Here is a 24,861-nt window from a genome sequence, read left to right as displayed (position 1 = left end):
GGTGACCGATCCCCATAACAAAAACCCGCAGGATCGCTCCCGCGGGTTTTTGGTCGCCTGAGATGATGAGGCTTCCGGAATGAAAGCCGAAAGGAATTAGACGCCGCCGCCCGGAATGCTGGGTGCCAGCTTGCTGGCACCGTTGATGATCTGGCTGAGGAAGTTCTGGTCCTTGCCGCCGGTCGGTGTGGTGCGCGAGATGAAGTCGAACATCTTGCCGTCCTTCATCCCGTAATTGGCGATCTGGGTGACGCGGCCATCGGCGCCGAAATAGACCGCCAGCACATGCTGGTCAATCAGCCGTGGCTTGTCGAAGGCGACGTAGCGCTTGCGCGTCTGCGAAATGTAATAGAAGGCCTCGTTGTCGAAGGTCGCGGTCGTCGACGGCGTGCCGAGCGCCAGAAGCACCTGCTCGCGGCTCGAACCGACCGGCACCAAGTCGATTGCCTGCTGGTCTATGACGTAACCTTGCGTCAGCGTCTCACTTGGGCTGAGGTCGCCGATCATCTTGGAGGTGTGGCAGGCGGACAGTGCCGAAACGATCATCAGCAGCGAGATCGCGCCGGCGGGCCTGGACGAGAAGGTCGACTTGAAATTCAGCGCGCGCAATAACAACTCCATTAGCTGGCCGCAACTTGCGCTGGGCCGCGAAACCGGTAAACCAGCTTGCTTGCCGATGCAACAAGCCCACTTCAACAAACGGTCCCCAGGAGACCATCCCCAATGTTCCAGCGCTTTTTTGGCCGCGAACGCTACGCCAACCGCGCTATCACCGAGGCGCTTTACGCACAAATCGTGGCGGCGGCGCGGCAGACCGTGTTTTATTCCCACTGGAATGTGCCAGACACGCCGCTTGGCCGTTTCGAGATGCTGTCGCTGCACATGTTCCTGTTCCAGCACAGGTTGCGCGGGGAGGGCGGTGCGGCGCAAGAGGTCGCCCAGGTGCTGATCGACGAGTTCTTCCTCGACGTCGACCATTCGTTGCGGGAATTGGGCATTGGCGACGTGGGCGTGCCCAAACGCATGAAAAAGCTGGCAAAGATGTTTTATGGCCGAACCGCTGCCTATGACGATGCCCTGAAAAGAAACGACCATGAAGGGCTGACCGCGGCTCTTGCCCGCAATGTCCGGCCCGACGCGGGCGCCTGGCTGGAAGCATCGCTGCTGGCCAACTATGTTACCGACGCGCGCAGTCATCTGGCCGCGCAGACATCCGAATCGATTGTCTCCGGCACGCTGACCTTTCCCGCCGCCAAGGAGGTTGAACAATGAAGCATGTTGACCCGCAAAGCCCGGTCTCCTTCCGGGCAAACGTTACGCGCCTACCGCAGAAGGGCCTGCCGCTGGTTGTCGAGGCCGATGCCGCGCAGCGTGCGGCACTGGCTGAGGAGCACGGGCTGATTTCGGTCGAATCCTATCGCGCCGAGCTTCTGGTCGCGTCGTGGAAGCGCAATGGCGTGAAGATAAGCGGTCGCGTCGAAGCCGACATCACCCAGGCCTGCATCGTCACGCTCGAGCCTGTCGAGGCGCATATCGACGAACCGGTCGAAGCGCTGCTGCTGCCCGAGGATTCCAAGCTTGGACGGCAGGGTTTCGATGGTGGCGGCGAGATCCTGCTCGACGCGGAAGGCCCTGACAGTCCAGAGACATTTTCCGGTGACACGATCGATGTCGGGGCAATCGCCGAACAGTATTTCGGGCTCGCCATCGACCCCTATCCGCGCAAGCAGGGCGCATCGCTCAACACCGGCAGCGAGAACGAACCGGCGGAGAATGAATTTCAGCAAAAACTGCGATCCTTGCTGGGAAAATCCTGAAAAGCTCGCCCACGACGGAAAAGTCGGTTGTGCGGCAGCCCAAAACCGTTATTTTCGCCGAACCTTCGCGGTCGCTAAAGCGACCTGCCGCCTAACCGTGAGATAAATACCGCGTGATCAGGATTTCCATCGATGCCATGGGCGGCGATCACGGACCAGCCGTGGTCATTCCAGCGCTCATGACGGTCGCGACCCGTCGTCCCGACATCCGCTTCGTCATCTTCGGGCGTGAGGAGGTCGTGCGCCCGGAGCTTGCCAAATTTCCCAAGCTCGCCGAGATCAGTGAATTCTTCCATTGCGAAATTGCGGTCAGGATGGACGACAAGCCGAGCCAGGCGCTGCGCCACGGCCGCTGGAAGTCATCAATGTGGAAGGCCGTCGAAGCGGTCAAGGCCGGCACGGCCGACGCCTGCATTTCCGCCGGCAACACCGGCGCGCTGATGGCGATGTCGAAATTTTGCCTGCGCACCATGGCCACCATCGATCGCCCGGCGATCGCAGCCCTTTGGCCGACATTGCGCGGCGAAAGCGTGGTGCTGGACGTCGGCGCGACCATTGGGGCCGATGCGCAACAGCTCATTGATTTTGCCATTCTCGGCACCGGCATGGCGCGCTCGGTCTTCGGCATAGCCCGGCCCAGCGTCGGCCTGCTCAATGTCGGCGTCGAGGAGATCAAGGGCCAGGAAGAGGTCAAGGAGGCCGGGCGCATGCTGCGCGAAGCCAACATGGCCTCGATGAACTATCACGGTTTCGTCGAGGGTGACGATATCGGCAAGGGCGTGGTCGACGTCGTCGTCACCGAAGGCTTTGCCGGCAACATCGCGCTGAAGACGGCGGAAGGCACGGTGCGCCAGATCGGTGGCTATCTGCGCGCCGCGATGAGCCGGACTCTGATGGCCAGGATCGGCTATATCTTCGCCAAGGGCGCCTTCGATCGCCTGCGCGAAAAGATGGATGTCGGCCGCTCCAATGGCGGCGTTTTCCTGGGGCTGAGCGGCATCGTCGTCAAAAGCCATGGCGGTGCTGATTCTGACGGGTTCGCCGCCGCGATCGAACTCGGCTATGACATGGTCCGCAACAACCTACTCGACCGCATCGAGGCCGATCTGGACCTGTTTCATGCGCGCAACCCGCGTGCCCTGTCAGCTAGGAAATCCGACGTCGTCACCGACGCAAAGGAATAGGAAAGAACTTTGATCAGATCAGTCGTGCGCGGCACGGGCGCCGCGCTGCCCCGCCGAATCATGAAGAATGCCGATTTCGAAGGCATGGTCGAGACCTCTGACGAGTGGATCGCCCAGCGTACCGGTATTCGCCAGCGACATATCGCTGGTGACGACGAGACCACGGCTTCGCTCGGGGAAGCAGCGGCACGTGCCGCACTTGCCAATGCGGGCCTCACGCCCGCCGACATCGATCTGATCGTGCTGGCGACCTCGACGCCAAACAACACATTCCCGGCCACCGCCGTCGAGATCCAGAACCGGCTCGGCATGCATCACGGCTTTGCCTTCGACCTGCAGGCGGTCTGTTCGGGCTTCGTCTATGCCGTGACCACCGCCGATCTCTACATCCGCGGCGGCCTGGCCAAGCGTGTCCTGGTGATCGGTTCGGAAACATTCTCGCGCATCCTCGACTGGAGCGACCGCTCGACCTGTGTGCTGTTCGGCGACGGCGCCGGCGCCATGATTCTGGAAGCAGGCGAGGGGGCGGGCACGATCGCCGACCATGGCGTTCTGGCGGCCAGCCTGCGCTCCGATGGCACGCACAAGGACAAGCTTTTCGTCGACGGCGGGCCGTCGACCACGGGTACGGTTGGCCATCTCCGGATGGAGGGTCGCGAAGTCTTCAAGCATGCGGTCGGCATGATCACCGACGTCATCGAGGCGACGTTCGCGCAAGCCGGTATCTCGGCCGATGATCTCGACTGGTTCGTGCCCCACCAGGCCAATAAACGAATTATTGACGCTTCCGCCAAGAAGCTCGGGATAGCTGAGCAAAAGGTGGTGGTTACGGTCGATTTGCACGGTAACACCTCGGCTGCTTCCGTGCCGTTGGCGCTGTCGGTGGCCGTCGCCGACGGCCGCATCAAGAAGGGCGATCTCGTCCTCCTGGAAGCGATGGGTGGCGGCTTCACCTGGGGCGCTGTCCTGGTTCGCTGGTAAGTGCCGAACGGTCCAGTTTCGGTCCTTGACCTTGACGGATCAATTACTTAGGCTCTGCCGTTGTTGTGCCGAATTTTATGTTTTGAGCTGATGGGACGGTCGCATGGGGGGAAAGACACTTACGCGCGCCGACCTTGCCGAGGCAGTTTACCGGAAGGTCGGCCTGTCGCGCACTGAATCGGCCGAGCTCGTCGAAGCGGTGCTGGATGAAATCTGCGAAGCCATCGTGCGCGGCGAAACGGTGAAGCTGTCGTCCTTCGCGACATTCCACGTCCGCTCCAAGAACGAACGCATCGGCCGCAATCCCAAGACCGGCGAGGAAGTGCCGATCCTGCCGCGTCGGGTGATGACCTTCAAGTCGTCGAATGTGCTGAAGAGCCGTATCTTGCGCTCCCATCAGAGCGGCAAGGCCAAAAGCGGCAAGTAGTCCATTGCGCGGTTGAAAACTGCCGCCGCCATGACGCCGGGCTTGAATATTGCTTCATAAACCGCTGAAATAAGCCCCGATTCGGCAGGTAGGCCGGATCATCGTCCAGCGTGAGGATTCGCCCATGGACAAGAGCCCCGACGCCTTTCGTACCATCAGCGAGGTCGCCGAAGATCTCGATCTGCCGCAGCATGTGCTGCGTTTCTGGGAAACGCGTTTCAACCAGATCAAGCCGATGAAGCGCGGCGGCGGCCGTCGTTACTACCGGCCGCAGGATGTCGAACTGATCAAGGGCATTCGCCACATGCTCTACGACCAGGGCTACACCATCAAGGGCGTGCAGAAGCTGTTGCGCGAGAACGGCAACCATTTCCTGGTTGCCATCGGCAATGGCGACATGGCCGCCGTCGAGGCGATCTCACAGCGAAGGCAGGCTGACCAAGTGCCGCTGACGCCGGCGGCCCAGCCGCGTGGCATGGACGACGAACTGGTCGGCCAGCCGCGGGTGAAGCCCAGCCGCCGCTTTTTCGGCCTGGGCAAGAGCGACGAGGACGGTCCGGTGCAGCCGGATGCATCGAAACTCTCGCGCGACAACAGGGCCTTGCTGCAGGAGGCGCTGTTCGACCTCCTGGAATGCAAGCGCCTGCTTGACCAGGTGCGCTGACCGCAGCCCGACGCGACATCGATAGTTCGAAAACCGGAACCCGTCTTCGGGTGAGGCGTTACGCTTCCTTCTGCAAGTGAAGGAAACATACCATGGCATCATTTTCGACCCTCTCGGACATCGATCTCGACAGGCAGGTCGCGGTTCTCAGCAAGGAACTGGCCAGCTTGAAGAGGGCTGTGGCGAAGCGAGGCGGCGCCTACTACGAGGACGGTCGCGATGCCGCGCTCGACACCTATTCCGATCTTGCCGGGCGCCTGCGCGACGCCATGCCGGCAATCCGCAAACAGGGCAGGGTGATCGAGAGGTCGGCCCGCGACCATCCGGCGGCTGCCGCGGCGGTCGGCCTTGTGGTGCTCGGTCTTGTCGCCAGTCTGCTGTTCAGCCGGCGCTGAATTCTAAAACCCAAATCCCACAGATACGAGCAAGAAGAAGTGACGGCTCGCCCTAAGGTGATCCGTCATTTTCCTTGCGATCGGCCATGTCTGTTGTCGCTCCGGCATCTGGCGAGGAGCGTGTCGGCATAGAGGCGCCCAACACCTCTGTGTCGCCGGCGCAGGAATGCGGATTGGTCAAGCCGCCAGAGCCGCTCGATTCGCCGGTGAACGCCGGATTGGTGGTGGTGCCATAGCCAGCGCCGGGATAGACGACGATCTCACCGGCGTCGCGCATTGGATTTGCGTGAATTGTCGATCCGCGATCGAGCCTCGCGGGGCGGAGTAGCCGGCCTTGGACAGGAAGCCAAGGCCGGTCTTCTCGGTGGCGGTCTGCGGAGCTTAGGCCTTGTTTCCGATCACATGGTGGTGGTGGCGGTGATGATGGTGGTGGCGGACATGGTGGCGATGATGATGGTGGTGACGATGATGCTTTGCCATCGGGGCGGCATCCGCACTCGTCGCACCGATGACGGGCAACGTGAAAGCCAATGCAACTGCAAGCCCGAGGGCCGAGAGGAGGGACTTCTTCATGGATCGTTTCCTTTTGTTTCGCGGGCGTATGGATCGGGGCGATAGCCCGGCCGCCGCGAATGGAATTACGCGCCTGAATTTTTTCGTCAGTATTTCCCGATTGTAGAATTTTGTTTCTGTACTGTTTCTGCCCAATTCAGCCTCCTCCCGCCACCATGCACGGCAAGATCGAGAGGCGGCCATTGGCCGCCTGTCCCACTACATCGGCGGCACGACGCCGTTGTTTCCGACCACGACGCGGCTGGCGCTCAGCGCGCCGTCACTGCCCCGCTCAGCGGTGACAAAGACCGTCGCACCCGGCTTGAGGTCGGTCGGCGTCGCCGACGCGAAGGTCACGACGGGCGTGGTGTCGGGGATCGAAATCTTCTTGGTCTGGCCATTGTCATAGGTCAGCGTGACCGATCGCCCGCTTATGTCGGTAACGTCGGCGACTGTGCCGTTGGTCATCCGGCTGTTTGGCTGTAGGTCCCAGGGGCGGTCACCCTCGCCAGTGCCTTTCAGCGCGGCCGGAAAGACCACCACCTCCAGGGCGCCGCTGCCGCCATCCGCTTTCGGAACGGAGGCAATGCCGAGGAAATCGCCCTGCTTGATGTCCTTTGCCGAGGCGTTGGCGACGCCCGAGATCTTCCAGCCAGCCTTGAGCTTGATCGCGTCGGTATCGCCCTGGCGGATTTTCACGGTGAGCAGCGTGGGCTCAAAGCTGACCACCGTGCCGCGCACACGCAGAGCGTCGGCGGCACGGGCGGCGCCCGCGCCGGCGAGGGAGAGGCTGGAAATCGTGCCGAGCACGACCATGACTGTCTTCAGGTTCATTGCAAAAAATCCTTCCGGGAACGAGCTGGCTGGAACCGGATGGTTTCACGCCAGCGACCCGGAGATAACGAACGAGCGCGGCGAAACTGCCGGCAAAAGGCTGATCGGACCTTCAAAACAACTTGATCGCGACGTGTGCGCGAGAGGGCCGCGCCAGGCGCCTGGTTCACGATCCCGTGACGGCCCTTTTGGCTCTTGGCAAATCGCCGGCGAGAGGGCATCTTCCCGACCGTCTCAGGCAACACTCCTCATTTGATCAAACTCTTTCAGTCATGGAGTTGCCAATGCCCCATAATGCGAAAAGCGAACCCCTCTCCGAACCGGCAACCAACGGGAGCGGGCCAGATTACAACACCCTCAGAGCGATGCGGGAGACCCGCGGTTACAGCGTGGAAGAGCTCTCCCTGACATGCGGCCTGGCGGTGGACGAAATTGAGGATATCGAAAGCGGCAGAGTGACCGACCCGTCGAAGCTGCGTCGTATTGTGTCCGCGCTTCACCTTCCCCAGGAGGCTCTGATCACCCCGGCTGCGCCGACGCCGGCGGCGCAAGGTCGATCGCTGGCGTAGATCTGCACCACGCATCCCAGAGAACCCGCCAAGGCCCTTGGCGGGTTTCTTTGTACCTGCCGCAGCGCTTTGCTTCAGCCTGGCACTTGCCGATCTGTCTATCGCACGTGCCTATGCGTGCTGCGGCCCTTGCTGCTGGACCGTAATCCGCCGTCCATAACGTTTTTGAACCGTCGGTTTTTCGATATGAGCCTGGAATCCGTTCGTGCCTTCTTCGCCACCCATGCGCCCGACATCCGTGTCATCGTCACGCAGGCGAGCTCGGCGACGGTGGCCCTGGCGGCCGAGGCGCATGGCGTGCTGCCGGCCCAGATCGCCAAGACGATCTGCCTGCGCGTCGGCGACCGCACCATGCTGGTGGTGACCAGCGGCATCGCCAGGCTGGACAACCGCAAGTTCAAGGACCAGTTCGGCGGCAAGCCGCGCATGCTCGACGCCGCCGAGGTTGTCGAAGCGACGAGCCATCCGGTCGGCGGCGTCTGCCCGTTCGGCCTGCCGGTGCCACTGCCGGTCTATTGCGACGTGTCGCTGCGCGAATTCGACGAGGTCGTGCCTGCGGCCGGCGCCACCAATGCCGCGGTGCGGATTGCGCCGCAGCGCATGGTTGAGCTGATTGGGGCTGCATGGGTTGATGTGTGCCAAGGGTAGAGTTGGCGCCCAAGCCGGAGTTCAAATGGGAGAGGACATGGTTGCCCAGATCCGAGATTTGGCCGGGCTGACCGGGGCATCTGGAGGGGCGGACTTCGGGGGCAAGTCCTGCTTTGAATTGGTCGGAGTGGCCGGATTCGAACCGACGACCCCTTGACCCCCAGTCAAGTGCGCTACCGGGCTGCGCTACACTCCGGACCGGTCGCGATGTATCGTGATAACCCCGTGCGGGTCAACCGAATTCCGCGACTTTTATCCCGCTGCGATTGCCGGTGCCGGCGAGCCCTGCAAGGCAGGCCGCAACAGCCGCTGATGGCTGTATTCCAGCGCGATGGCGCCCCAGATCAGGCCGAGCAGCAGATAGACGTGGCGCCAGTGGTCGATGTCGATGAAGGTGCCGAGCCCGATATTGCCGATAAAGGCGACATAGGCGCACAGGAGATAGGGCTGCCACGGCCGGTCGCGCAGCAGGATGCGGAAGCCGGCTGCTATCGTCCATAAGACGAGCGCGAGGAACGACACGAAGCCGAGCCAGCCATAATCCATCAGCATCTTCAGCCAGATGTCGTGGGTGTCTTCACCGAAGATCGTGCCGAAGACCAGCGGGCCGATGCCGAACGGATGCTCCATCGCCATCTGGAAGCCGATGCCGTAGCGGGCGAAGCGGCCGAGGCGGGCGGTGTCGTAGCTCTGTTCGAGATGGGCGCGGTTGGAGAACATCTCCGACACGCCGGGCAGCTGCAGGATGACGATCATGGCGACGACCAGCAGCGCTAATGCTGCAATCGTCATCACCACCACGCGCAGCCGGAACTTGCCGCTGGCGCTCTGCAGGAACAGGCAGCCGGTGAGCAGGACGGCCGAAACGGCGAACATGCCCCAGGCACCGCGCGAGAAGGAAAAGAAGATGCCGGCGGTGATGATCAGCAGTGGTACCGCCAGCAGCGGCATGCGTGTCACCGGTCCGGTCAAAAGCAGATAGAGCAGATAGATGCCGGGCAGCACCAGGAAGGGGCCGAACACGTTCGGGTCCTGGAAGGCGCCGGCGGCACGATCGTATTTGGTGAACATCTCCGCGCCTGGAAAGGCGTGGAAGTAGCCTGCAATGCCAAGCAGCGATGTGGCCACGGCCGAAACCACATAGGCAATGAAGATCAGCCGGTAGAGGTTCGGCTGTACGGCGGTGATCGATGCGAAGAACACGGCGCTGAAGGCGAGAAACAGCGACACGGCGAGATAGAGCGGCGTGTTGGCGAGGTCCGCCATCTGCGTCATGGAGATCATGCCGCCGATGTTCATCGTCACCAGCAGCACCAGCAGCGGCGTGGCCGCGCGGGAAATCCGCAAGCCGAAAAGCGCCCAGATGGCAATCAGCCCGGCCATGTAGAGCTCATAGGGCGCCGGCTCGCTGATGACGAAGCCGGACAGCAGAATGCCGAGGAAGACCGCGCCCGACGAAATCAGCGCGACCAGCTTGGCGTTGACCGCCGCGCGCGGCAAATCATGGCTGATCGCACTCAATAGGCGTTTTCCGTATTGAGCAGCCGGAGCGGCGTCAGGAACAGGATTCGCAAATCGAACAGCAGCGACCAGTTCTCGATGTAGAAGAGATCATACTCGGTCCGCATGCGGATCTTCTCGTTGGTGTCCATCTCGCCGCGCCAGCCATTGATCTGCGCCCAGCCTGTGACGCCGGGCTTGACCTTGTGGCGGGCGAAATAGCCGTCGACAACCTCGTTGTAGAGCAGGTTGTGCGACTGTGCGGCGATGGCGTGCGGACGCGGGCCGACAAGCGACAGCGAACCCAGCAGCGAGTTGAAGAACTGCGGCAGCTCGTCGATCGAGGTCTTGCGGATGAAGCGGCCGACGCGGGTGACGCGCGGGTCGTTCTTGGTCACCGTCTGCTTGGCGGTCGGATCGGCCTTGTCCGTATACATCGAACGGAACTTGTAGACCTCGATGATCTCGTTGTTGAAACCGTGCCGCTTCTGATGGAACAGCACCGGCCCCTTGCTGTCGAGCTTGATGGCGATGGCGGTCGCCAGCATCACCGGCGAGAACACGACGATGCCGATCAGGCTGAAGACGATGTCGAAGGCGCGCTTGGCGACCGAATCCCAGTCGTTGATCGGCTTGTCGAAGATGTCGAGCATCGGCACCGCGCCGATGTAGGAATAGGCGCGCGGGCGAAACTGCAGCGCGTTGGAATGCGCCGAAAGCCGGATGTCGACCGGCAGCACCCACAGCTTCTTCAGCAACTGCAGAACGCGCGATTCGGCGGTCAGCGGCAGCGATACGATCAGCATGTCGATACGGGCGATGCGGGCGAATTCGATCAGTTCCGAAATGGTGCCGAGCTTGGGGTAGCCGGCGACGATGGGCGGCGAGCGCTTGTCGCCGCGATCGTCGAAGATGCCGCAGATGCGGATATCGTTGTAGGGCTGCTTTTCGACCGAGCGGATCAGGATTTCCGCCGCCTTGCCGCCGCCGACGATGACGGCGCGCCGCTCCATGCGGCCATCGCGCGCCCAGGCCCGGATCAGCTTCGACATCACCAGCCTGAGGCCGAAGATGAGAACGAAGCCGATGACGAACCAACTGCCGAACAATAGGCGCGAATAGTCCTGCGACATCTTCATGACGAATGCCGTCAGCGCCATCAGTGCGAAAGTGCCGGCCCAGACGAGCAGCACGCGGCCGAAATTGGCGATGGGCCGCATCAGGGCGACGATCTGGTAGCAGTCGGTGACGTCGAACAGCACCACGGCAAGGAACGAGCCCGCTGCGATCGTCACCGGATATTGCCAGGCGAGATAGTTGAAGAACCCGACATAGTGGAAATAGACGGCGAGTCCGGACAGGAACAGCAAGCCGAATTCGACCATGCGCAGGACACCGCTGACCATGATCGGCGACATCGTATCGCGCCTGTACTGCGAGGCGACCTGGCGGGCGACATCGTTCATGCCGCTTGGCGTGTCGCCGTCGGCCGGGCCGTCGAATTTACGCACCGCCTCTGCTGAAAAGCGGCGCGCGGGGTCGATCTCGTTCATGAGGGCTTTCCGCAAGCTTCCCCCCGGTCATAGCAAAAGAGAGCTAAGAAACCCTTGAAACAACGCACGGCTTTGGAACGGCTTGGTCCTGCGCCTACGTGTCGAGCGCGGCGAAATAGGCCTTCTCGATGTCGGCGGCCATCACATCGGCGCCGAAGCGTGCCTTGAGGTTGGCGCTATCGGGCATCAGGTCGCGATAGGCGGCCGGGTCGGCCAGCGCCTGGCTCATCCTGTCCGCGAGCTCGATCGGGTCAGGTCGGATCAGGGCGGGGGAACCGGTGTCGAATATCTCCGGAATGCCGCCGACCGCGGTTGCGATCATCGACTTTCCCGCGGCAAGCGTTTCCAGGACGATATAGGGCATGGCTTCGGCGCGCGAGGGAACGATGATAAGCGCGGCAAGGGCAAAGGCCTCCCTGGCCGGCATCGGCGGCAGGAAGCGGACATGGCGCTCGAGCCCGAGGCGTTTCACTTGCCCGTGGTAACGCGGAAGGTCGTCGCCGTCGCCGACCATCACCGCGGTCAGCGCGCGGCCGAACCGCGGGCCGGCGAGCGCCAATGCGTCGATGAAGATGTCCGGTCCCTTCAGGTCGCGCATCATGCCGATATAAAGCAGGTCGGCTGCGTCCGGCGCGGTGATCACCGGCTCGAATTCAGTGGCGCGCAGGCCGTTATAGACGAGGGTGTTGGGAATGGGCGGCTCGCCTACCTTGTGGCGATAGGTCCGCCGCTCATAGTCCGAGACAAACAGCAGATAGTCGGTGAAGCGAGCCATGAAGCGCTCGAGCGCGAAGAACAGCTTTCCGGTGGTCGTGTTCTCGTCATAGTGGAGCGAGCCGCCATGCGGCGAATAAAGGCGGGCTACGCGAGACCTTGATACCCGCAACAATGAGCCGAACAGACGGGCATAGGCGCCACCCTTGGCGCCGTGCCCATGCAGTACGTCCGGCCGCAATTCCTTGATGATCCTGTACGTGCGCCAGGCCGAGGCAAGGTCGCCGGGACCGACGTGGCGCTGCATCGGCGTGCGATGAATGCCGAGCGCCAGCAAGTCCTTCATCTGCTCGAACAGATGTTCCTCGAACGTGCCGCCTGTCGTCGAATCGCAGACGATGCCGACGGAATGCCCGGCGGCGACCTGCGCCTCGGCCAGGTCGCGCACATGCCGGAAAATTCCTCCGACGGGTGAGCGAAAGCAATGGACGATCCTGAGCCTGTCCGCCACTTGGTATCTGTCAGAACAGACGTTCGCGGACGTAGACCGTATCGCCCGGCAGCAGCGGGTCGGAGGTGACCACGCGGCCGGTCATCACCTTGCCGTTGATGTCGCGGGTGATGTCGACGCTTTCCTGGTTGGCGCGCGGCGTGAAGCCGCCGGCAATGGCGATCGCCTTCTGCACCGTCAGGCCGGGAACATAGGAATATTGGCCGGCGGCACCCACTTCGCCCATGACGAAGATCGGGCGGTAGCGGTCGATCTCGACCGAAACGTCGGGATCGCGCAGATAGCCTTGCCGCAATTTGTCGGCAATCTCCTTTTCCATTTGCTGCGCGGTGTGGCCGCGCGCTGGTATGGCGCCGACAAGCGGGAAGGAGAGATAGCCGGATTGATCGACGCTGTAGGTGTTGGTCAGCCCGTCCTGCTCGAACACGGTCACGCGGACGCGGTCGCCGGCGCCAAGACGGTAGGGCTGATCGAGCACCTCATGGAAGGCGGCCGGCGTCGGCCGGTAGCTGGAACAGCCAGCCAGCATCGATACGGCAAGCAGCGCGCGAAACAGGGAAGCAGTGCTTTTCATGGCCGGACAGGTACCTTCGACTGGTCGCTGCAACGTCGCAGCAACTCTAGGGATCGAGGTCCGTTATCATCCTGTTAGGGTTAATGGCCGGTAAAGGGAGCGGCCGACACGTGGCGCATCGGCAAGAGTTTTTGTGATTTTTGGCGGTTTTGTTTGTCACCCGCCAGTAAACCCTAACGGAAACTTACCACGATCTTAACGGCTGAGTTACCATAGTTGTTTACGGTGCGTGCTGACCCAGTATCGGAGTAGGGATGCATGTCCGTTCAGTCCGCGGCCGCAGATGTCGATGTCGATCTCAGGCAGCTCTTCGCCAGCCTGGCGAGGAACTGGCTGCGTATAGTCCTCGTCGTCCTGTTGGCAACCGGGCTGGCCTTCGCTTTCGCCTCGCTGGCAACCCGGCACTACAAAGCCGAGACGCAGGTGGAGATCGCGCCGCGCGAATCCATCTACACGCGGCCGGCCAGCAACAACAACGACACCGACAAGCCTATTCTCGACGAACAGGGCGTCGCCACCCAGGTCCAGATCATTTCCTCCAACGAAATCCTCAAGCAGGTCTCGCAAAAGCTCGGTCTGGAAAAACTGCCCGAGTTCAATGAAGCGCTCGACATGTCGGCGCTGAGCCGCGCTCTGGTCCTGGTCGGCCTGAAAAGCGACCCGATGGAAATTCCGACGGAAGAGCGCGTGCTCAAGAAAATGCACGAGAAGCTCAACGTCTATGGCGTCGAGAAGACCCGCATCATTGCCATCGAGTTCTCATCGGAAGATCCCAAGCTCGCGGCCGCCATACCAGACGCGATCGCCGCCGCCTATATAGCGGGGCAAGGGGCGGCCAAGCTCGAATCGAACAGCGCCGCGGCGGACTTCCTGGCGCCGGAAATCGCCGACCTGCAGCGGCAGGTCAAGGATGCCGAGGCGAAGGTCGCCGCTTATCGCGCCCGGTCCGATCTTCTGATGGGTGGCAACAATTCGGTGCTGGCCACCCAGCAGCTTTCAGAACTGTCGAGCGAACTGTCGAAAGTGCGCGCCAACCGCGCCGCTGCGGAAGCGACCGCCGACGGTGTGCGCAGGGCGCTGCAGAATGGCGGTTCGCTGGATGCCGTGCCGGAGGTTCTGTCGTCGGACCTGATCCAGCGCTTGCGTGAGCGACAGGTCGAATTGCGCTCCAACATCGCCGATCTGTCGACGACACTGCTTGGCAATCATCCGCGCATTCGCGCGCTGAAATCGCAGCTGTCCGATCTCGACGCACAGATCCGCAGCGAGGCCCAGAAGATCATGAAAGGCCTGTTGATGCAGGCCGAGACGGCAAAGGCCCGCGAGAACCAGCTTGTCGCCGACGTCAACACGTTGAAAGCCGCTTCGGCGCAGGCCGGCGAACAGCAGGTCGATCTGGACGCACTGCAGCGCGACGCGACCGCCAAGCGACAGCAACTCGAGCTCTACCTGACCAACTACCGCGAAGCGGCATCGCGCCAGGATCGCAACTATCTGCCGGTCGACGCCCGGATCGCCTCGAAGGCTTCTGTTCCCTCCGAGGCCTATTTCCCGAAGGTCGGGCCGATCGTCGGCGCGGCTTTCGCCGCATCGCTGCTGATCATGGCCATAGTGACGCTTCTGCGGGAGCTGTTTTCAGGCCGCGCGATGCGGCCGGCGAGCGGTTCCCGTTTCGAACGGATCGATGAGGTGGCGATGCCCCATGTGGCCCAGACGCCGGTCTCCGAGCCATTTGTCCGCCACGAGCCTGTCATCCTGCGGGACCCTGTCATTCGCCAGGAACTGCCTGAACGTGCGGATGAAGCCGATGCGGAGCCCTATGCCGCCGCGATGCCGGCCATGGCCGAGGCGCCGGATGTGGTCGCAATGCCCGCAACTGCGGCGACAGAGCAAACGGCTGTCGAGCCCGAACCGGCGCGTTCCACCCTGGGCGAGATCGATATCGAGAAAGCTGCCGAAAAGCTGATCTCCAGCGGTGCGGCGCGCGCCATATTCGTCTCGCCGGAAGGCGACGAGGCGGCTGCATCCGCGATCCTGGTGGCGCGCGAGGTCGCCGACGCCGGCCTGCGCGTGCTGTTGCTGGACCTCACCGCGTCGGGGGCCGCCTCGCGGCCGATGCTGGACAGCGGCCTTTTCCCGGGCATCACCAACCTGCTCGCTTCGGAAGCGCAGTTCAGTGACGTCATCCATGCCGATCTCTACTCGGACTGTCACGTCATTCCGGTCGGCACCGCCGATCCGGTTCGTGCCATGCGTGCCGCCGACCGGCTGCCGATCATCATGCAGTCGCTGACCACAGCCTACGACCTCGTCGTGGTCGAGTGCGGACCGGCCGACGCGCAAGGCATCGGCCGCCTGACCGGCGATGCCACCGAGGTCTTTCTCTCCATGCTGGAGGCCGACGATGAGGTGACGCAGGCTGCGGTCAAGCTGATCGAGAACGGCTACCCCGACCTGACGCTGGTGACGCCGCTCGGCCACGAACCGCCCGGCAATCCGGTGCCGGGACGGCGCACTGCCGCCGCCTGAGAGAGCCGCGGATCGTTTGGCGGAGCCGCTCAGCGGTTCGCCCGATCTATCCCAGTTCCAGAGTCGTTACGCCGAACACCCTTTGCAGGTCCAGTTCCGGGGCAGGACCTTTGTACATGCGCGTGGTGGTGAAGGTCGGCGCAAATCCGGCCGCATCGAGCGCAGTTATGAAGCCGGTGTTGTCGGCGGGGACGTCGATGTGCAGCTCGCCGCCCTCACAGGCACCGGCCAGTCCCTCCAGGAGTTGCAAAGCGGTTTCCATGTCGTCGGCAAACAGCGGGCCGATCTTGAAGCCGGATCGACAGCGGCGCGCCACACCAAAGCCGGTCACGCCGCGCGAACCGATCGCCGCCAGCCCATGATGCGGTTCCTGCAGCCATCGCTTCAGAAAGGTGCCTCGGGGCGCCGGAAAACAATAGGAGTCATAGGCGATGACATCGGACAGGAGCTGCGTCGTAATCATCCGCAACCCATCGTCCCTGACCGCCGGGCCTGCCTTGCGCCCGGTGAAGCGGATGGTCTCGTAGGCCGGTGCGAAGCCCTTGCGCCGGTAATTGGCCTGCTGCTCGGCGACGCCGTCAAGGCCGACGGTCCGGCCAGCGAGCCTTTTCATGCCGGCGTCCCACACCGTCTTGCCGTAGCCCATGCCGCGCATGTCAGGCCGGGAGATGTAGAGGCCGATGAAACCGAATTCGCTTCCATAGGCCACGGCCGAAATTGCCGCGGCCATGTCGTCGCCGACAAAGGCGCCGATGAAGCCTTCGGGGTCCGCCGCCTGGAGCATCGCCGGGTCTTCAAGACCTGGGTTCCAGCCTTCCGCCGCCGCCCAGTCGACGAGAAGCGCCAGTTCCTGCAGGGACAGTGTGCGGATGATCGGCTTCATGGCGCTAGCTATCTTCCTCCGCGGGCGCTGCCTGGCCGGCGGCTTTGCGGCGCAGCACCTTGGTCAGCTTCCAGATCGTCGGGCTGTTCTTGATGAAGGCTTTCAGCCGCGCGCCTTGCCGAAGCGTCAGCGCCAGCATGCGGCCCTTCACGGTCAACGGGACCAACACTTCGAAATGCCGCGTTTCGATATCGCACCACAGCCGCTTGTAAGGCTCATCTCCGACCGAAAAGTCATAGACCTCGAAACCGGTCTCGCAGGCTTCCTGGATGTTGTCGAAGAACAGGAAGTCGCCGGGGCTGGCGTGCCCGAGATCGTCCTCGGCGATCGCTCCGAATTCGCAGATCAGGCGTTTGCCCGAGCGGCTTGAACCGGTGATGGCGCGCAGCTTGCCGGCAACCTCGAGTCCGTGCAGCACGAAGGAAGGCTTGTCCTCGGCAAGCGCATGCATGAACAGCGCGCGGAAGAAGCCGCGTACCTGCGCGTCGCCAAAAACATTGGCGATGCCCATCTTGCGGAAGCGGAGCTCCTTCATCTCGAAGAAGGCGTCGAGCAGCGTGTCCACCTCGTCGGGGGTGCGGGCCTCGATGCGCCGATAGCTGCCTACGGCCTCGAATTTCCGGATCTGCGACCGGTGCTTCTTGCGTTTGCGTTTGCCGCTCGCGCGGGAAAGCAGCGCATCGAAGCCGCCGGCGAGATCGACGGCCAGCGACAGATTGGGGCTGGAAAAATGGTCAAGCGATGCGAGCGGATTGGCGACGCCGTCGAGATCGGGCAGCAACCGCTCGAGCGCGACCAGATCGATGTCCGGGCGTGCCTTGGCGATGGCCGCCAGCACCGATCGGAGGGCCGGTATATCCGCTTTGGCCAGCCAGTCCGGGTCCGCGGCGACGAAATTGCCGTTGGCGTGGCGCCCACCCATGAAGCGGGCGATCCGGAACGGCCCCTTGGAGGAAACTTCCAGCGCCAGCGAAAAAACCGGTTTGCCCTCGGCACTCAGCGTCGTGACGAGCAGGTCCGGTCGTGTCTCGCCCGCCCAATTCTGGACCCAGGCAGCACTCTGCGCCGGCCCAAACAGAGCCGAGCGGCAGAACTCGGCATAGGCCGCGAGGCCGTCCGTGGACGCCACTGAAATCGACAGGCCGGCATGGTCCCGTGGCAAGGCGCGCGACGATGCCTCGGTCGCCGCAAGCCGATTGCCGTCAAATGACGCGGTTGCGTCAACCATACCTCAATCCTTAGGGCGTATTGATCGCGATTTGGGGGTTCGCATAGGCGCATTCCGTGCTTGGATCAGCCTAGGCGCAAAAGGTGAATGAATGATCGACGGCGGGGAGGCAATCCGGAAACTGGCGCTGAACGTCGCCCGCTATACCGGCCTTGCACCGCTGGCCAAGCCGTTCATCGGCGGCATTGGCGCCATCCTGATGCTGCACCGTGTTACCGCGACGCCGGAAAAGCCGGACAGCGTCAACCGGCATCTGAATATCGCGCCCGGCTTCCTTGACGCCATGATCGCCGACATGAAGGCGCATGGCTATGCCTTCGTCTCCATGGACGAAGCGGTGGAGTGCATCAAGGCTGGCGGCAAAGGCGGTCAGTTTGCCACCATCACCGCCGACGATGCCTATCGCGACAACATGGTCGAGGCGCTGCCGGTGCTCGAGAAGCACGGCGCGCCGATCACCATCTATGTCGCACCCGGGCTGATCAACGGCACAGCCGACCTGTGGTGGGATGTAGTCGAGGACATCGTCAACGCGCGCGATACCTTGACGCTGACGCGGCCGAAGGGTCCGCTGACGATCGATTGCTCGACCCCCGCGAAGAAATTGCAGGCCAATGCACGCCTGCACGCCTATCTCACCGCCGAAATCCGCGAGGAGGACCTGCAGGCTGTGTTGCGTGACCTAGCTCGCGCAAACGGCATCGACTCCGACGGCCCACGCTTGCGCACATTGATGAACTGGGATGAAATCCGCCGCATCGCCGCGCGTCCGCTGGTGACGATCGGCGCCCATACGATCAACCACAGCAATCTGAAGCGGCTTTCCGAAGCCGATGCCCGGCACGAGGTCGGCGCCGTGCGCGCCATGTTGCGGGCCGAACTGGGCGAAGAGCCCCGCCATTTCGCTTATCCCTATGGCTATGCCAGCGCCGTCGGCTGCCGCGAAGTGGGCTTTGCCCGCGACGCAGGCTATACCTCCGCCGTGACGACGCGCCACGGCGTGCTGCGCGCCGAGCATGCCGGGTTCCTGCATGCCTTGCCGCGCATTTCCGTCAACGGCCGCTACCAGAGCCTCGCCCACATCCGCACCATGCTGTCGGGCGTGACGACGCCGCTCGCCAATGCCGGCAAGATGGTCGTCACCATCTGACGCTGGCGGTTTCCCCTAGCGCTTGGCCCTCGGCTCCAGCATCAGCCATTTGATGATGCCCATTGCCGGCAGCACCCAGAGCAGGCCGCTGAGCAGGAAGAAAAGGAAATGCACCCACGGACCCGACTCCGAGAGCCGGGCGACCGCGAAGATCGATGCGACCAGCGCATAGATGATGACCAGCGCCACCAGCAGAAGCATTCCGATCAGCTTTTTCAGGCGCAGGGGCATGGTTGGTCTCCTGATCGAGCATGCCGGAATTCGCACAGGCGGCCTGGCCGGCTCAAGGGGTATTGGCCTCGCATAGGCCTTGAGGCGAGACTGTGCAACCGGTGAGACGCGGCGCGACGGCGTGCCGCGCCGTATGGTCTTGCCAGCACGGGTGCGATGGTCCACCAATCCGCCAAATCAACCTGCCGGGACAAGATCATGGCTGCCATATCAGCTGCCGCGCCATACGTTGCCCGCGACCGCGACCTGCATAACCGGGCGCTGCTGCGCGGCTGGCTCTATGTGGTGCTTCTGGTGCTGTTTGCGCTGGTGCTGGTCGGCGGCGCCACCAGGCTGACCGATTCCGGCCTGTCGATTACGCAGTGGAAACCGATCCACGGCGTGATCCCGCCGCTCAACGATGCCGAGTGGCAAGAGGAATTCCAGCTCTACCAGCAGATCCCGCAATATGCCGAGCTCAACAAGGGCATGAGCATCGAGGCCTTCAAGTCTATCTTCTGGTGGGAATGGGCGCACCGCATCCTGGCGCGCAGCGTCGGTCTGGTCTTTGCGTTGCCGCTGCTGGTTTTCTGGGCGACGCGCCGCATCGAGCGCGGCCTGGGCCCGAAACTCGTGGGCATTCTCCTGCTTGGCGGCCTGCAGGGCGCCATCGGCTGGTGGATGGTGGCTTCAGGACTGGTCGACCGTGTGTCCGTGAGCCAGTACCGGCTGGCGACCCACCTGACGCTTGCCGCGCTGATCTTCACCGCCACCATGGTGGTCGCGCGCGGACTGGCGCCGCATTCCGAACCCGCCGCCGATCGGTCGACGCAGAGGCTGGCCGGCTTCATCGTGCTGCTGGCGCTGATCCAGATCTATCTCGGCGGCCTGGTCGCCGGGCTTGATGCCGGCCTCAGCTACAACACCTGGCCGTTGATGGACGGCAAGATCATCCCGGGCGATCTGCTGATCCTCGAGCCGGCATGGCGCAATTTTTTCGAGAGCCCGAAGACGGTGCAGTTCGTCCATCGGCTTGGCGCTTACACGGTATTCGTCGTGGCGTTGTGGCACATGATCGCCACGCGCCGGCGGCTGCCAGGCTCGACGCATGCGCGCCGCGCGACGCTGCTGTTTCTACTGGTGCTGGTGCAGGCCTCGATCGGCATCGGCACGCTGCTGATGCATGTGCCGCTGCATATGGCGCTGACCCATCAGGGATTTGCGCTCATCGTCCTGGGGTTTGCAGCCGCCCATTGGCGCGGCACCAAGGGCGCCTATCCCTTGCCGCACGAAATCGCACGCAGGGCCTGACCTCGAACCGATCGGCCAACTACATCCAGAATTCGTTTGTAGATGTCGTCTTCTCGCCATCGAATTCCGCCTGCCGCAACGCCGCGGCGGACGGCGCGGACTGGTCCTGAGCGGCTTTGGCTACCTTGTCGGCGGCCTTGAGCGCATCGAGCCTGGCCTGGGCCACGGCGATATCCTGCTGCACCTGGGCAGCCTTTACCTGATCCGTGATCGCCTTGGCCTGGTCTTCCAGGTCCTGGATCTGCTTTTCGAGCGCGGCCTCCTGGGCTGCATTGCTCGAGGAACTCGACGAGGAATACTGGGCTGCCTGGGAGGAACCCGAAATCGCGCTGACCATGACAAATCCCGAAGTGGAGCCGAGGCCAGTCAGTAGCCCATCGCTGTGAACAAGCGATTACCGCGCCGCAGCCCGCGATCAGAAGCTTGCCCGCACCGCCCGGATCGCCTCGGCGATCGACAATTCGCGGCTCTCCTCGACCTCATTGTCGTCCTCATGATGCCAGGCAGCCGACAGGCAACCATAGGCGATGGCATGATCAAGGACGGCTGGTGGCGTCTGGCCCAGTGTTTTGGCGAAGATCTCGGCCATATGCGCGATCCGCTCCGGATCGAGGCAAAGCTCGTCCCGGTCGAGCGGGTTGTAGAACATGTTCGCGGCGTCGAAGCCGGGGTCGCCGAGAACGCCCTTCGGATCGATCGCCAGCCAGCCGCGCGGCCCGTGCAGGATGTTTTCGTGATGCAGGTCGCCGTGCAGGGGCCTGATATCGTGCGGATTGGCCAGCAGTCGATCGGCGATGATGGCGGCCTCGACATAGAGGCTGTCATGGCCCGAATCGCGGTCGATTGTCGCCTTCTTGAACAGGCTTGAAAACCGTTCCCGGAGCGGCTGAAGCTCGGGCGGGAAGGGGTCTTTCCCCTGTGAAAATAGTTTCGCCATCACCTCGGCCGCGATTTCGGTGGCGGCGTTGTCGCCCTGTTGGTCGAGCACCTGCTCCAACAAGGTCTCACCGGCATATTCGAGCAGCATGCTGTGGCCGTCGCGGCCGAGCAGGCGCACCGCGCCTTCGCCGCGTCGCCAGGCGAGATAATGCTCGCCGCGCAACTCGTCGGCGACGTCGTCGAAAGGCTTGAGCGCCTTGACGATCGCCGGCGAGCCGTCTGCGCGCAAAACCTTCCAGATGCGGCTCGAAAAGGTCTCGGCAATGAGTTCGGGTGCGCTGACTTTCCAGCGCGCCGGAAAGGCGGGCGTGTCCATCAGAGGCCGAGCATCAGATCCATGTTCTGCACGGCGGCGCCCGAGGCACCCTTGCCGAGATTGTCGTAGACCGCCAGCAGCAGGGCCTGCGCCCGTTTGTCATTGGCGAAGACATAGACCTTCATCCGGTTGGTGCCGTTGTAGACCTCGGGATCGATCTCCGGCATGCGCTCCGAATGCGCATAGGGCGCCACCTCGACCACGCCGCCCTTGATAGCGGCGAAATGGTCGGCAATCGCCGCATGCAGTTCCGCACCGGTCGGCACATGGTCGAGGCCGCCAAGCTGCAACGGCACGACGGTGATCATGCCTTGCGCGAAATTGCCGACCGCCGGCTGCATGATCGGATCATGCGACAGCCTGGCATAGGCCCTCAATTCCGGCACGTGCTTGTGCTGAAGGGTGAGGCCGTAGGGCAGGAATTCCGAGGCGTCCTCGCCCTTGGCGACATAGTCCTCAATCATCGGCCGTCCGCCGCCCGAATAGCCCGAAATGCCGTTGACGGTGATCGGGAAATCCGCCGGCAGCAGGCCTGATGTGACCAGCGGCCGCAGCGTGGCGATCGGTCCCTGCGGCCAGCAGCCTGGATTGGCGACGCGTTTTGCCGAGGCGATCGCCTTTGCCTGGTCCTTGTCCATCTCGGCGAAACCATACGCCCAGCCTTCCGCCACGCGATGCGCGGTCGACGCATCGATGACTTTGGTGGTGTCGTTGGCGATCAGCGAGACGCTTTCCTTCGCCGCGTCGTCGGGCAGGCACAGGATCGCGACATCGGCGGCGTTGAGGAACTCGGCGCGTGCCGCCGTTTCCTTGCGGCGTTCGGTCGGGATGGAAATGATCTCCAGATCACTGCGCTCGGTAAGCAGCGCCCTGATCTGCAGGCCTGTGGTGCCGTGTTCGCCGTCGATGAAGATTTTCGGTTTCATGGGTTGATCAAATTCCTTGGTATTTCAACACTATATGCCCTGACCTTGAATCACTGCGGCACCATTGTGGTTGCCGTTGTTCAACTCTTCAAGCCGGGCCTTTCGCTCAGCCAGCAGGCCGAGATATTGCATGGCCACCATCGAGCCGGCGATCGCCGTTATATCGGCGTGATCATAGGCCGGCGCAACCTCTACGACATCGGCGCCGACAATATCGATCTGGTTGAGCTGGCGCAGCGTTGACAGGATTTTCGCCGAGGACGGTCCGCCGGCGACCGGCGTGCCGGTTCCCGGCGCATAGGCCGGATCGAGGCAGTCGATGTCGAAGGTGAGATAGGTCTTCTTGCCGCCGGTGCGGTCAACGATGGCGTAGGCGATATCGGACGCCCGCATCTCCTCGATTTCATGGCCATGGAGGATCTTGATGCCGAACGTGTCGGGCGCATGAGTTCGGATGCCGATCTGGATCGAGCGGTCGGGATCGATGATGCCTTCCTTGACGGCACGGCCTACGAAGGATCCGTGATCGATGCGCTTGCCGTCGTCCGGCCAGGTGTCCTGATGGGCGTCGAACTGCACCAAGGCGAGCGGACCATGGATGGCGGCATGCGCCTTGAGCAGCGGCCAGGTGACGAAATGATCGCCGCCGAGCGTCAGCAGGAAGGCGCCCGACTTCAGGATCTTGGCCGCTTCACGTTCGATCGTGCCGGGTGTCTTCTGATGATTGCCCGAATCGAGCAGGCAATCGCCATAGTCGACGACCGCCAGATGCTCGAACAGATCGCGTGAAAACGGATATTGCGGGTCGTTGTCGAGGATCGCCGAGGCACGGCGGATGGCTTGCGGCCCGAAGCGGGCGCCCGGCCGGTTGGTGACGGCGGCATCGAAGGGAATACCCCATACCACAGCATCCGCGCCCTTCACGTCCTTGGTGTATTTGCGCCGCATGAACGACAGCGCGCCGGAATAGGTCGGCTCGAACGCGGCGCCCGTTTTGGAACGGGCGGTGAAGGCGTTGTCGATGTTGTTGTTCGCCATTACGGATCCTCGTTTTTCATCGGGTTGCAACAACTACAGAACCGGCACGGAAGATGCCAGTCACAGCTTGGCGAGACGGAATGGCGCTGCCCGAGTGCCACGGCAAGACAGGATTGTATCATCATGACGCAGACCGCGTTTCTCAACCCCACCCGTGCCGCGGCGTCGACCCACACCGGCACGGTCGCCGGTGAACGCTTCCTGGTGCTCGATTCGTGGCGTGGCATCTGCGCGCTTCTGGTGGCGCTGTTTCACTTTCCGACCGCTTCGACGATTTCGCAAAGCGCCTTCATCGGTTCGTCCTACCTGTTCGTCGATTTCTTCTTCGTCCTTTCCGGCTTCGTCATCGCCAGCAGCTACGGCGATCGGCTGAACCAGCCGGAACAGGTCGCGCGCTTCGCCTTGGTCCGTTTCGGCCGCATCTACCCGCTGCACCTGCTCATGCTTGCCGCCTTTGCCGGCTTCGAGCTGCTGCGGCTGATGCTGCCGCAACTGCATGGAACCGGGGCTGCTCCCTTCACCGGCGGCTTCGATCTCAAGAGTTTGCTTGCCAATCTTCTCCTGCTCCAGGGTGTCGGCTTCGAGGATCAGCTGACCTGGAATGCGCCGAGCTGGAGCATTTCGGCCGAGTTCTTCGCCTATCTCTTGTTTGCCGGCGTGGTCTTCGTCGCCGGCGCGCGCGCCTGGATATGGTTCGTTGCCGCCGCCGTCACCGCACCGCTGTTCCTGCTCGGCTTCTCGACCCATCATATGGATGTGTCCTTCGATTTCGGCTTCATCCGCTGCCTGTATGGCTTCTCGCTCGGCGCCTTGCTGGCCTGGTTTCAGCATGATTCCATTGCAGGGGCGCGACAGGTCCTCGCCAGGAGTGGCCCGCGGATGGCCTGGACCCTTGCCGAGATCGTCATGGTGGCGGTCATCGTGCTTTTCGTCTCGCTGGCGGGCGACAATGATTTTGGCATCGCGGCCCCCCTGGTGTTCGCGCTGGCGCTGTTTCTGTTCGCCCATGAAGGCGGCTGGATCAGCGCCTTGCTGAGAGCCCCGTTCATGCTGACCCTCGGCGCGCTGTCCTACTCGATCTACATGGTCCACGTCTTCGTTCAGGCGCGCATGATCAACGTCGCCGGGCTCGTCGAGCGCAAGCTCGGCCTCGGCCTGATCGGCGACTTCACGCTGCGCGGCCAGCCTGCCACCGGCTTCGGTGCCGGCTGGATGGGAGCGGTGGCAATCGCCGTCATGCTCGCCGCCACCATTGCCGCCTCCTGGATCACTTGGCGCCTCATTGAGATGCCGGCCATGGCGTGGTTCCGCAGGCTCTCAAAACGCATCTGACGCGCACTCCCCGCGAACAACCGCTAGCCGGCTTCGTTCACCTGGATGTCACGAGGGTCGCCTATCCCGATTTCGA

Annotated in this window: 27 protein-coding genes and 1 tRNA gene; 13 read left to right on the top strand and 15 right to left on the bottom strand. The window is 62.9% G+C overall.

The window, feature by feature from the left end; all coding sequences use genetic code 11:
* Window positions 1-96: 96 nt before the first annotated feature.
* Window positions 97-609 carry an outer membrane protein assembly factor BamE gene (locus tag NKJ04_RS25145; RefSeq protein WP_023810238.1) on the bottom strand — a complete coding sequence of 171 codons (513 nt, stop codon included), beginning with the start codon at window positions 607-609 and terminating at the stop codon, window positions 97-99.
* Between the two features lie 114 nt (window positions 610-723).
* On the opposite strand from NKJ04_RS25145, the gene NKJ04_RS25140 reads away from it, so the two are divergent.
* The 7 genes from NKJ04_RS25140 (at window position 724) to NKJ04_RS25110 (ending at window position 5,468) form a co-directional block, all read left to right on the top strand.
* Complete coding sequence (locus NKJ04_RS25140) at window positions 724-1,272, top strand: ubiquinol-cytochrome C chaperone family protein (protein ID WP_023810239.1); 549 nt, start codon at window positions 724-726, stop codon at window positions 1,270-1,272.
* A complete protein-coding gene (locus tag NKJ04_RS25135; RefSeq protein WP_352556119.1) occupies window positions 1,269-1,817 on the top strand; it encodes a YceD family protein in 549 nt (182 codons plus the stop codon). The genes NKJ04_RS25140 and NKJ04_RS25135 overlap by 4 nt, the downstream gene beginning before the upstream one ends.
* A gap of 113 nt (window positions 1,818-1,930) precedes the next feature.
* Window positions 1,931-3,001, top strand: coding sequence for a phosphate acyltransferase PlsX (gene plsX, locus NKJ04_RS25130; protein WP_023810241.1), 1,071 nt, complete (start codon window positions 1,931-1,933; stop codon window positions 2,999-3,001).
* Between the two features lie 9 nt (window positions 3,002-3,010).
* Window positions 3,011-3,982: a beta-ketoacyl-ACP synthase III gene (locus tag NKJ04_RS25125; RefSeq protein WP_023810242.1), complete on the top strand. Its 972-nt coding sequence runs from the start codon at window positions 3,011-3,013 to the stop codon at window positions 3,980-3,982.
* Window positions 3,983-4,085: 103 nt separating this feature from the next.
* The gene (locus tag NKJ04_RS25120; RefSeq protein ID WP_013532231.1) at window positions 4,086-4,409 is read left to right on the top strand and encodes an integration host factor subunit alpha; all 324 of its coding nucleotides are present in this window, start codon (window positions 4,086-4,088) and stop codon (window positions 4,407-4,409) included.
* A gap of 124 nt (window positions 4,410-4,533) precedes the next feature.
* Window positions 4,534-5,073 carry a MerR family transcriptional regulator gene (locus NKJ04_RS25115; protein WP_023810244.1) on the top strand — a complete coding sequence of 180 codons (540 nt, stop codon included), beginning with the start codon at window positions 4,534-4,536 and terminating at the stop codon, window positions 5,071-5,073.
* A gap of 92 nt (window positions 5,074-5,165) precedes the next feature.
* On the top strand, window positions 5,166-5,468 hold the full coding sequence (locus NKJ04_RS25110) for a hypothetical protein (protein ID WP_023810245.1): 303 nt from the start codon (window positions 5,166-5,168) through the stop codon (window positions 5,466-5,468).
* A gap of 52 nt (window positions 5,469-5,520) precedes the next feature.
* On the opposite strand, the gene NKJ04_RS25105 is transcribed toward NKJ04_RS25110, so the two are convergent.
* Together NKJ04_RS25105 and NKJ04_RS25100 are read right to left on the bottom strand one after the other, a co-directional pair.
* Window positions 5,521-5,745, bottom strand: coding sequence for a hypothetical protein (locus NKJ04_RS25105; protein WP_352677783.1), 225 nt, complete (start codon window positions 5,743-5,745; stop codon window positions 5,521-5,523).
* A 494-nt stretch (window positions 5,746-6,239) separates the two neighbouring features.
* Window positions 6,240-6,854 carry a hypothetical protein gene (locus tag NKJ04_RS25100; protein WP_352677781.1) on the bottom strand — a complete coding sequence of 205 codons (615 nt, stop codon included), beginning with the start codon at window positions 6,852-6,854 and terminating at the stop codon, window positions 6,240-6,242.
* Window positions 6,855-7,138: 284 nt separating this feature from the next.
* Between NKJ04_RS25100 and NKJ04_RS25095 the strand changes: the two genes are divergently transcribed.
* A complete protein-coding gene (locus NKJ04_RS25095) occupies window positions 7,139-7,423 on the top strand; it encodes a helix-turn-helix domain-containing protein (protein WP_023810249.1) in 285 nt (94 codons plus the stop codon).
* A 186-nt stretch (window positions 7,424-7,609) separates the two neighbouring features.
* A complete protein-coding gene (locus tag NKJ04_RS25090) occupies window positions 7,610-8,071 on the top strand; it encodes a YbaK/EbsC family protein (protein ID WP_352677779.1) in 462 nt (153 codons plus the stop codon).
* A 119-nt stretch (window positions 8,072-8,190) separates the two neighbouring features.
* Here NKJ04_RS25090 and NKJ04_RS25085 read toward each other — a convergent pair.
* From NKJ04_RS25085 to NKJ04_RS25065, 5 genes are all read right to left on the bottom strand, one after another.
* Window positions 8,191-8,267 (bottom strand) — tRNA-Pro (locus tag NKJ04_RS25085).
* A gap of 56 nt (window positions 8,268-8,323) precedes the next feature.
* Window positions 8,324-9,592: an O-antigen ligase family protein gene (locus NKJ04_RS25080; protein WP_352677777.1), complete on the bottom strand. Its 1,269-nt coding sequence runs from the start codon at window positions 9,590-9,592 to the stop codon at window positions 8,324-8,326.
* Window positions 9,589-11,124 (bottom strand): undecaprenyl-phosphate glucose phosphotransferase, encoded by a 1,536-nt coding sequence (locus NKJ04_RS25075; RefSeq protein ID WP_352677775.1) that lies wholly within the window; start codon window positions 11,122-11,124, stop codon window positions 9,589-9,591. The genes NKJ04_RS25080 and NKJ04_RS25075 overlap by 4 nt, the downstream gene beginning before the upstream one ends.
* 94 nt (window positions 11,125-11,218) lie before the next feature.
* A complete protein-coding gene (locus NKJ04_RS25070; RefSeq protein WP_352629805.1) occupies window positions 11,219-12,349 on the bottom strand; it encodes a glycosyltransferase family 4 protein in 1,131 nt (376 codons plus the stop codon).
* A gap of 10 nt (window positions 12,350-12,359) precedes the next feature.
* Complete coding sequence (locus tag NKJ04_RS25065) at window positions 12,360-12,923, bottom strand: polysaccharide biosynthesis/export family protein (protein WP_013532220.1); 564 nt, start codon at window positions 12,921-12,923, stop codon at window positions 12,360-12,362.
* 258 nt (window positions 12,924-13,181) lie between these two features.
* Between NKJ04_RS25065 and NKJ04_RS25060 the strand changes: the two genes are divergently transcribed.
* Window positions 13,182-15,452, top strand: a complete 2,271-nt coding sequence (locus NKJ04_RS25060) for a GumC family protein (protein WP_352677773.1) — start codon at window positions 13,182-13,184, stop codon at window positions 15,450-15,452.
* A gap of 46 nt (window positions 15,453-15,498) precedes the next feature.
* On the opposite strand, the gene NKJ04_RS25055 is transcribed toward NKJ04_RS25060, so the two are convergent.
* Complete coding sequence (locus NKJ04_RS25055) at window positions 15,499-16,335, bottom strand: GNAT family N-acetyltransferase (protein WP_352677771.1); 837 nt, start codon at window positions 16,333-16,335, stop codon at window positions 15,499-15,501.
* Between the two features lie 4 nt (window positions 16,336-16,339).
* On the bottom strand, window positions 16,340-17,563 hold the full coding sequence (locus tag NKJ04_RS25050; protein ID WP_352677769.1) for a GNAT family N-acetyltransferase: 1,224 nt from the start codon (window positions 17,561-17,563) through the stop codon (window positions 16,340-16,342).
* Window positions 17,564-17,654: 91 nt separating this feature from the next.
* On the opposite strand from NKJ04_RS25050, the gene NKJ04_RS25045 reads away from it, so the two are divergent.
* Complete coding sequence (locus NKJ04_RS25045) at window positions 17,655-18,713, top strand: polysaccharide deacetylase family protein (RefSeq protein WP_352677768.1); 1,059 nt, start codon at window positions 17,655-17,657, stop codon at window positions 18,711-18,713.
* 15 nt (window positions 18,714-18,728) lie between these two features.
* Here the strand turns inward: NKJ04_RS25045 and NKJ04_RS25040 are convergent, their stop codons facing one another.
* A complete protein-coding gene (locus NKJ04_RS25040) occupies window positions 18,729-18,944 on the bottom strand; it encodes a DUF2842 domain-containing protein (protein WP_352552823.1) in 216 nt (71 codons plus the stop codon).
* Between the two features lie 198 nt (window positions 18,945-19,142).
* Here NKJ04_RS25040 and NKJ04_RS25035 point away from each other — a divergent pair, with 198 nt between their 5' ends.
* Window positions 19,143-20,234 carry a COX15/CtaA family protein gene (locus NKJ04_RS25035; protein ID WP_352677765.1) on the top strand — a complete coding sequence of 364 codons (1,092 nt, stop codon included), beginning with the start codon at window positions 19,143-19,145 and terminating at the stop codon, window positions 20,232-20,234.
* A 19-nt stretch (window positions 20,235-20,253) separates the two neighbouring features.
* Here NKJ04_RS25035 and NKJ04_RS25030 read toward each other — a convergent pair whose 3' ends face one another.
* The 4 genes from NKJ04_RS25030 to speB form a co-directional block, all read right to left on the bottom strand.
* Window positions 20,254-20,571, bottom strand: a complete 318-nt coding sequence (locus tag NKJ04_RS25030) for a hypothetical protein (RefSeq protein WP_023810265.1) — start codon at window positions 20,569-20,571, stop codon at window positions 20,254-20,256.
* Between the two features lie 78 nt (window positions 20,572-20,649).
* Window positions 20,650-21,492 (bottom strand): aminoglycoside phosphotransferase family protein, encoded by an 843-nt coding sequence (locus NKJ04_RS25025; RefSeq protein ID WP_352677836.1) that lies wholly within the window; start codon window positions 21,490-21,492, stop codon window positions 20,650-20,652.
* Window positions 21,489-22,415: an N-acetyl-gamma-glutamyl-phosphate reductase gene (argC, locus tag NKJ04_RS25020; protein WP_023810266.1), complete on the bottom strand. Its 927-nt coding sequence runs from the start codon at window positions 22,413-22,415 to the stop codon at window positions 21,489-21,491. Before argC ends, NKJ04_RS25025 begins: the two co-directional genes overlap by 4 nt.
* 30 nt (window positions 22,416-22,445) lie before the next feature.
* Complete coding sequence (speB, locus tag NKJ04_RS25015) at window positions 22,446-23,453, bottom strand: agmatinase (protein ID WP_023810267.1); 1,008 nt, start codon at window positions 23,451-23,453, stop codon at window positions 22,446-22,448.
* Window positions 23,454-23,576: 123 nt separating this feature from the next.
* Between speB and NKJ04_RS25010 the strand changes: the two genes are divergently transcribed.
* Window positions 23,577-24,785 carry an acyltransferase family protein gene (locus NKJ04_RS25010; RefSeq protein ID WP_023810268.1) on the top strand — a complete coding sequence of 403 codons (1,209 nt, stop codon included), beginning with the start codon at window positions 23,577-23,579 and terminating at the stop codon, window positions 24,783-24,785.
* Window positions 24,786-24,861: the final 76 nt, after the last annotated feature.

It is taken from the genome of Mesorhizobium sp. M0618 (assembly GCF_040320765.1).
In the GTDB taxonomy this organism is placed as follows: Bacteria; Pseudomonadota; Alphaproteobacteria; order Rhizobiales; family Rhizobiaceae; genus Mesorhizobium.
This window is presented reverse-complemented; position numbering and strand designations above follow the sequence as displayed.